This is a genomic window from Sutterella sp. (assembly GCF_052272535.1).
GTDB lineage: Bacteria > Pseudomonadota > Gammaproteobacteria > Burkholderiales > Burkholderiaceae_F > Sutterella.
In genome coordinates this window covers 1-5,823 of the sequence record NZ_DAVZJY010000158.1, presented here as the reverse complement: position 1 = coordinate 5,823, position 5,823 = coordinate 1, and the positions used below count along the sequence as shown (strand labels likewise).

The 5,823-nt window shown below is 68.3% G+C and carries 6 protein-coding genes; 2 read left to right on the top strand and 4 right to left on the bottom strand.

Features of this window, described 5'->3' with window-relative positions; all coding sequences use genetic code 11:
* Positions 1-611: Crp/Fnr family transcriptional regulator (locus ACT6Y9_RS08150; protein WP_443744170.1), on the top strand; the 611-nt coding region annotated here is incomplete at its 5' end.
* Here ACT6Y9_RS08150 and larC read toward each other — a convergent pair.
* Genes larC through ACT6Y9_RS08135 form a run of 3 tightly spaced genes read right to left on the bottom strand, consistent with a single transcriptional unit; the run spans position 527 to position 2,997 of the window.
* The gene (larC, locus tag ACT6Y9_RS08145) at positions 527-1,285 is read right to left on the bottom strand and encodes a nickel insertion protein (protein ID WP_443744169.1); all 759 of its coding nucleotides are present in this window, start codon (positions 1,283-1,285) and stop codon (positions 527-529) included. The genes ACT6Y9_RS08150 and larC overlap by 85 nt on opposite strands.
* Before the next feature lie 37 nt (positions 1,286-1,322).
* Positions 1,323-1,988 carry a nickel pincer cofactor biosynthesis protein LarB gene (gene larB / locus ACT6Y9_RS08140; protein WP_443744168.1) on the bottom strand — a complete coding sequence of 222 codons (666 nt, stop codon included), beginning with the start codon at positions 1,986-1,988 and terminating at the stop codon, positions 1,323-1,325.
* Between the two features lie 34 nt (positions 1,989-2,022).
* Positions 2,023-2,997 (bottom strand): AraC family transcriptional regulator N-terminal domain-containing protein, encoded by a 975-nt coding sequence (locus tag ACT6Y9_RS08135; protein WP_443744167.1) that lies wholly within the window; start codon positions 2,995-2,997, stop codon positions 2,023-2,025.
* A gap of 484 nt (positions 2,998-3,481) precedes the next feature.
* Between ACT6Y9_RS08135 and ACT6Y9_RS08130 the strand changes: the two genes are divergently transcribed.
* Positions 3,482-3,988, top strand: a complete 507-nt coding sequence (locus tag ACT6Y9_RS08130) for a Dps family protein (RefSeq protein WP_295478244.1) — start codon at positions 3,482-3,484, stop codon at positions 3,986-3,988.
* Between the two features lie 132 nt (positions 3,989-4,120).
* Here ACT6Y9_RS08130 and ACT6Y9_RS08125 read toward each other — a convergent pair.
* Positions 4,121-5,823 (bottom strand): HNH endonuclease domain-containing protein (locus tag ACT6Y9_RS08125; RefSeq protein WP_443744166.1); only part of this gene is annotated, 1,703 nt, incomplete at its 5' end.

Here is a 5,823-nt window from a genome sequence, read left to right as displayed (position 1 = left end):
CGTTGGTCAAGTGGAGAATCCCCGTCCTTCAGGGCGGGGAGTGCGTCAACGGCATCTTCGCGCCGGGCTCGATCCTGGGCGGCCCGAAGGTGCTGCTGCACCCGGCGCGCGAAATCGGCCTCTCCGCGCGGACGCTCTCCTCCGTGAGGCTGCGGCGCATCTGCGCGGAGCGCTTCACCGCATTTCTCGACGCGCATCCGGCCGTGAAGAGCGACTATCTCCTCACGCTCGCCTACAACCACGAAGCGCAGATGGACGGGCTCCTTGTGAACGGCACCGAGCCCGTGCCCGTGCGGCTCGCGCTCCTCTTCGAGTCGCTCGCGGACCTCGAGGCGGTGAACGCCGCGCGGGGCGTCGCGTGCACGGTCGAGCCCACGGTCGAGGAGCTCGCGCTCATGGTGCACGCCACCCGCGCGGTCGTGAACCGCGTGCTCTGCGCCTGGGAGCGCGAAGGCCGCATCGCGCGCGAGCACCGCCGCATCCGGTTGCTGCCGGGCTTCCGCGGGTTCAGTGCCGAAGGTCCGGGTCAGTCCGTGATCACGGGGAGCGGCGAGCCGATGGCGAAGCGCGTGCCGTTCGGCGCCCCGTCGAAGACCCGGCCCTCGACGTAGACCTGCTCCGCGCGCTCAATCTTCATTTCCGGCCAGGGCCCGAATTCGCCGCCGAAGCCCTTCAGCACCGCAAGGCCCGTCGGCGTGACGAGTTCGCCCACGCCCGACGAGGGCCGTACCGCCACGCCCTCCATCATCGCGAACATCGCGGGTGCCGGGTAGGGGACGAGTCCGTGGGCGCACTTCACCTCGCCTTCGTTCACCGGAATCGGACTTACGGCGATGCGCGCGGGCTCCATCTTGGTGAGGAGTTCCGCAGAGAGGCCGATCGCGAGGATGTTCGCCATGCGGCCCACCTCGTGGAAGTGGACTTCGCTCTCCGGCATGCCGTGCACCTTCGCTTCGGCGTGCACGAGCTCCTGCCAGACGCGGTCGGCGAGAAGAAGCGCGTTGTCGGAGAGCCGGCTTTTGCGGTAGACGTCGAGGATGTCCGCGGGGTGTCGGTGGGTGTGCTCCGGGGGCGTGAGGATCGCGGCGCTCCAGCCGGAGATGCCGCGCACGTCGCGGCGCTTGAGCGTGAGCCCGCAGTCCACTTCGGGAAAGAGCGTGCGCAGGTATGCGCCCGCCATGCCGGCGGTGAGGTCGTTCAGGGCGAGAAGGCCCGCGACGAAGGCGCCGGCGTTGAAGCCCGCATGAATGCGGACGGCGAGGATGGGACCGGTAGAGGTGGTCATGATGGGTTCCGGATGGGATGAGGTAGGGTTTTTCGCGTCAGCGGCCTTCGAGGAGCCGCAGCACGCGCGCTGCGGCGCAGGCCGCGCCGTAGCCGTTGTCGATGTTGAGGACGCCGATGCCGGGCGCGCACGAGGCGAGCATGCTCGAGAGCGCAGTGCGGCCGTGTTCGGCGACGCCGTAGCCCACCGACGTCGGGACCGCAAAGAGGGGCTTTGCGGTGAGGCCGCCCACGACGGAGGCGAGCGCTGCGTCGAGGCCCGCCGCGAGGATCACGACGTCGCAGGCGTTGATTGCGGCGATGTTCGCTTCAATGCGCCAGAGGCCCGCGACGCCGCAGTCTTCGAAGAGGCGCGTTTGGTAGCCGAGGTATTCGAGCGTGCGCGCGGCTTCGTGGAGGACCGAGGCGTCGGCGTTGCCGGCCGAGACGAGGGCGCAGACGCCCGAGGCGCGCGGTTCGCGCTTCTTGTTCCAGGCGGTGCGCGAGAGCGGGTCGTAGTCGTACACCGCGGCGACTTCGGGGGAAAGCGCCGCAAATACCTCGGGCGTGAGCCGCGTGAAGAGGATCGCGGGCGCGTCGGGCGAGCAGAAGCGCGTGAAGAGTTCGACCAGGACGCTCATGGGTTTCCCGGCGCAGAAGACGGCTTCGGGGAGCCCGATGCGGCGCTCGCGCTCGAGGTCGAAGCGGACGGTGGATTCGATCATCTGAAGGTTCCTTTCGGCGGAAGGATGTTTGTGCTCAGGCGGCGTCGGAGGGGGCGGCGGGCGCGGGGCTCCGCGCGAGGTCGGCGAAGGCCGTGCGGCGGCGCTTCACGTCGCGCATGGGAGACTCGCCGAACTGGCGCTTGTATTCGCGCACGAACTGCGTGGCGCTCTCGTAGCCGACCGCATAGGCGGCTTCAGCCACCTGGGCGTTTTCCGAGAGCATCAGGCGTTGCGCCTCGATGAGGCGGATCTGCTTCTGGAACTGCAGCGGTGTCATTCCGGTGACGGTCTTGAAGTGCCGGTGGAAGTTCGAGGTGCTCATCGCGTGCATGCGCGCAAGTTCTTCGATCGCGATCGACTCGGTGTAGTGGGTGCGCAGCCACGACACGGCCTTCACGATCGCGCCCTGCGGGGCCGTGCTCGAGAGGAGCGGCAGGAGCCACTCCCGCGTGGGGCCGGCGAGGAGGAGGTAGTGGAGGTCGCGGAGCACGAGGGGCGCGCGCACGGGAATCTGCTCTGGGCTCTCGAGGAGCTTCACGAGGCGCATGAAGTCGTCGAGGACCTCCAGGTCGGGGTGGAAGACGTTGCAGGCCGAACAGGTCGCATTCGGGTCCGCGGCGCAGGGTTGGAGCGCGGGTTGCTGGGGACGCGCGGGCAGGACGGTTTGGGCGAACTCCATCAGAAGCGAGCGGTCGAGCGACGCCCAGACGGCGAGAAAGGGGGATTCGGGCGAGGCGCCCACCGCGTGGAAGGAGCTCGGGAGCTCCGCCCCCGAAAGGAGCGCTTCGCCCGCGTGGTAGACGATCCGCGTCGAGCCGATCGTCACCTCCTTTTCGCCCGAGAGAATGATCGAGCAACCGAGCGCGCCCGTCGAACAGTCGAGCGGCCCCTCGCTTTCATAGCGGTAGGTGACGAGCTGCGGGAGCGCCGTGCGGTTGACGCCCTTGGCCGTCTGCACGCGCCCGAGCACCGAGCGCATTTCCTGAAGAAGGTCCTGTGGGTCTGTCATTCGTCGGCCTTGAAGTACGGAAGTACGGGTTGAGGAGGTACTCGCGGGCGGGCGGCGGAGCCGCCGAAGCGCTCCCGAGAGCGCCTGCAGTGACGCCCGGGCAAAACGCGTCCGATCATCATAGAGAGAAATAGGCAGTTCTGCACGCATCCTCCGTGCGCCGGCCCCTCGCGATCGATGGAACCTCTTCATGGGTTGTCATGCACGGAGTTCATGGATCCCAAGACGAGCGGAGCGGCGGCGCCGCGGCAAGTCCCTTGGGCGCGCGGAACTCCGGGCGGCATGGATGAATAGGCAACATTCATAAAAAGCTATCAAAAGCTTGACAACGATAGAATTTAATGTAGAATGAAGCTATCGAAAGACGAGACGCAAAAGAAATGAGCTATCACTCTCCCAGCGAAGTCCGGGAATCTTCCCCCGAGCGTCTCCATCCATCCATCCATCCATCCATCCATCCATCCGCCGATCAAAGGAAGCCGCCATGACTGACGCCGCCAAGCTCAACGCCTACGTCGCCTCGCTCCTCGTCTGGAACGTGAAGCTCCACAACCTCCACTGGAACGTCGAAGGGCGTCTCTTCAAGGCCGTGCACGACTACACCGAGTCGCTCTACGACGAGGTCTTCGCCGCGTACGATGAAACGGCCGAACTCCTCAAGATGCGCGGCGACATGCCCGTCGCCTCCCTCAAGGACTCGCTCGCACTCTCCGTGATCGAGGAGGCGCCCTCGGAGCGGATCAGCTGCTGCGCTGCGGTGGCCGCGGTCGAGGCCGACATCACGAAGATGGCGGCGCTCGCCCGGGAGATCCGCAGCGAAGCGGCCGAAGCCGACGACTTTCAGGTTCAGGGCGTCTTTGAGGGGTATCTCGCGCGCTTTGCGAAGGAGCTCTGGTTCCTCCGCGCCATGCGCTCGGAGGCCGAGGCCGCCGCCTGCGCGCCGCAGGAGAAGGCTCCCGCGAAGCGCTGCTGCCGCACGAAGAAGGCCTGAGCCTCCCCATCCGGATGTCCGCCCTGAAGCGGACGTCATAAGAAGCACGCCGCAGGGACGGAGGTTCTCCGTCCGTCTGCGGCGTGCGCTTTATTGGGGGCGGCGGGCCGTACCGCTCGGGATCAGGTAGGGTCAGGTTGCGGCGGCCCTCCCGCAGGCCTCCCAGGTGCGGCAGGCGAACTGCCTGCGGGTTTCGTCGGCGCTTCTCAGCACCGCATCCATAAGGGGTGTCTCCCAATGCGCGTCGGGGAGCTCCCGGCCCGTGAGCGAAAAGGCCGCCTGCGCGCGGAAGAGGGGCCTCAGGGACGAGGCTTCAAAGAGCCGCCACGCCTTGAGGATCCGCGGCGCGGCATGTTCGATGCACTCGACCGAGGGCACGGCGTCGGACTTCCGGACGTTCACCTCGGCGTCCGCGGGCATCAAGTTCCAGAGGTCGTTCGTGTGCGTGCGCGCCCAAGGGATCATGTGGTCCACGGCGAGCGTGGCGGCGGTGAGGGATTGTCCAGACCACACGCAGCGCAGATTCGGGAGCTTCGCCAGGTAGAGGCTCCTTGCCGCGGCGACGTCGCGGGCGTCCTCGGCCGGCAGCATCCGCTCGAGGATCTCGCCCGTCGTGAGCGCGTTGGCGGTGAAGGCCGCGGACTGCGCCGCCCAGCGGAGCAGCACCGCGTCGGCGAGCCAGGGCGCGCACCCCGTGAGGCTGCGCCAGAGTTCGGAGGGAAGCAGCAGTTCGCCGCAGGCGCGCTCGAGGAGCGCCGGCGTGAAGGGATCGGGCGCGGCGAGCGCCTCCGCCCAACGGCGCCGCCCCCACGTGTTGAAGAGCCGGTGCCCGGTCAGTTCCGGAGCGCTCGCGCCCAGGGATCCGCCCGAATAGCGCACGGGCCCCTTGACGAGCGTCTCCATCATCTTCTTGGCCAACGCCGCGAAGGCGCGCCGGCGCTCGGGTGCCCGGCCGCCGAGCGCCCCGCGCATGAAGTCCTCCCGGCACGAGACCCAGTCGCCCTGGTAGAGCGTCATCAGGTCGAGGAGCTCCGCCTCAAACGCGAGCTTCCTGCCCGCTCCGATCTGCGGCGGGAGCGCCGCGTCGGGATCGTCGAACCGGCGCCCATAGATCTGCCAGTAGTACGCGATCACCCGCTCGACCACGAGGCCGAGGGGAAGCGCCGCCTGATGGGGAAGCGCGACGGGCGGAGCACCCGCGGGCGCGAGGCTTTTCTCGAGCTCGGCCATCTCCGCGCGGGTGAGGTGCCGCACACGCCCGGCGTTGGCGCAGTTGACGTCGGCGAGGGCGCGCAGGAGCGCGAACTTGTAGGTCGTGGTCTTGGCGTCGGTTTCTATGAGCCCCTGAATGTTCATCCGCGCGCGCTCGTCGCCCGAGCGCCGGATGAAGACGAAGGTGACCCACTCGGATTCGCTCCCCGGGGGGCCGCCCGGGGCGGCGCGGCGCTCGGCCTCGATGAAGCCGAAGCGCTCGAAGAGCGCCGCGTAGTGCTCCGCGGGAAGGTTGGAATAGAGCCGCGCGTCCGTCTGCGGATGGTCGAGCGGGACGGAGACCACGAAGACGCACTGCTCGGCCGCGGCGAGCACGAGCCCGCGCACGACGAGGTAGAGCTCGTCGGGCGAAAAGTGCTCCAACACGCCGCAGGCGAGGATGAGGTCGAAGTCGAGCGACCGGCCGAGCCTTTCACTGAGCGACGCCTCGTCGGGCGCCTGGACCGGAAGCGCAAGCCTGCGGAATTCGAGGCGCGCCCGGACCTCTGAGGGGAGGCCGGCGGCCGCACGGCGGGCCTCTTCGAGCATCGCCTCGGAGGCGTCGGTCGCGAGCACGTCGGCGC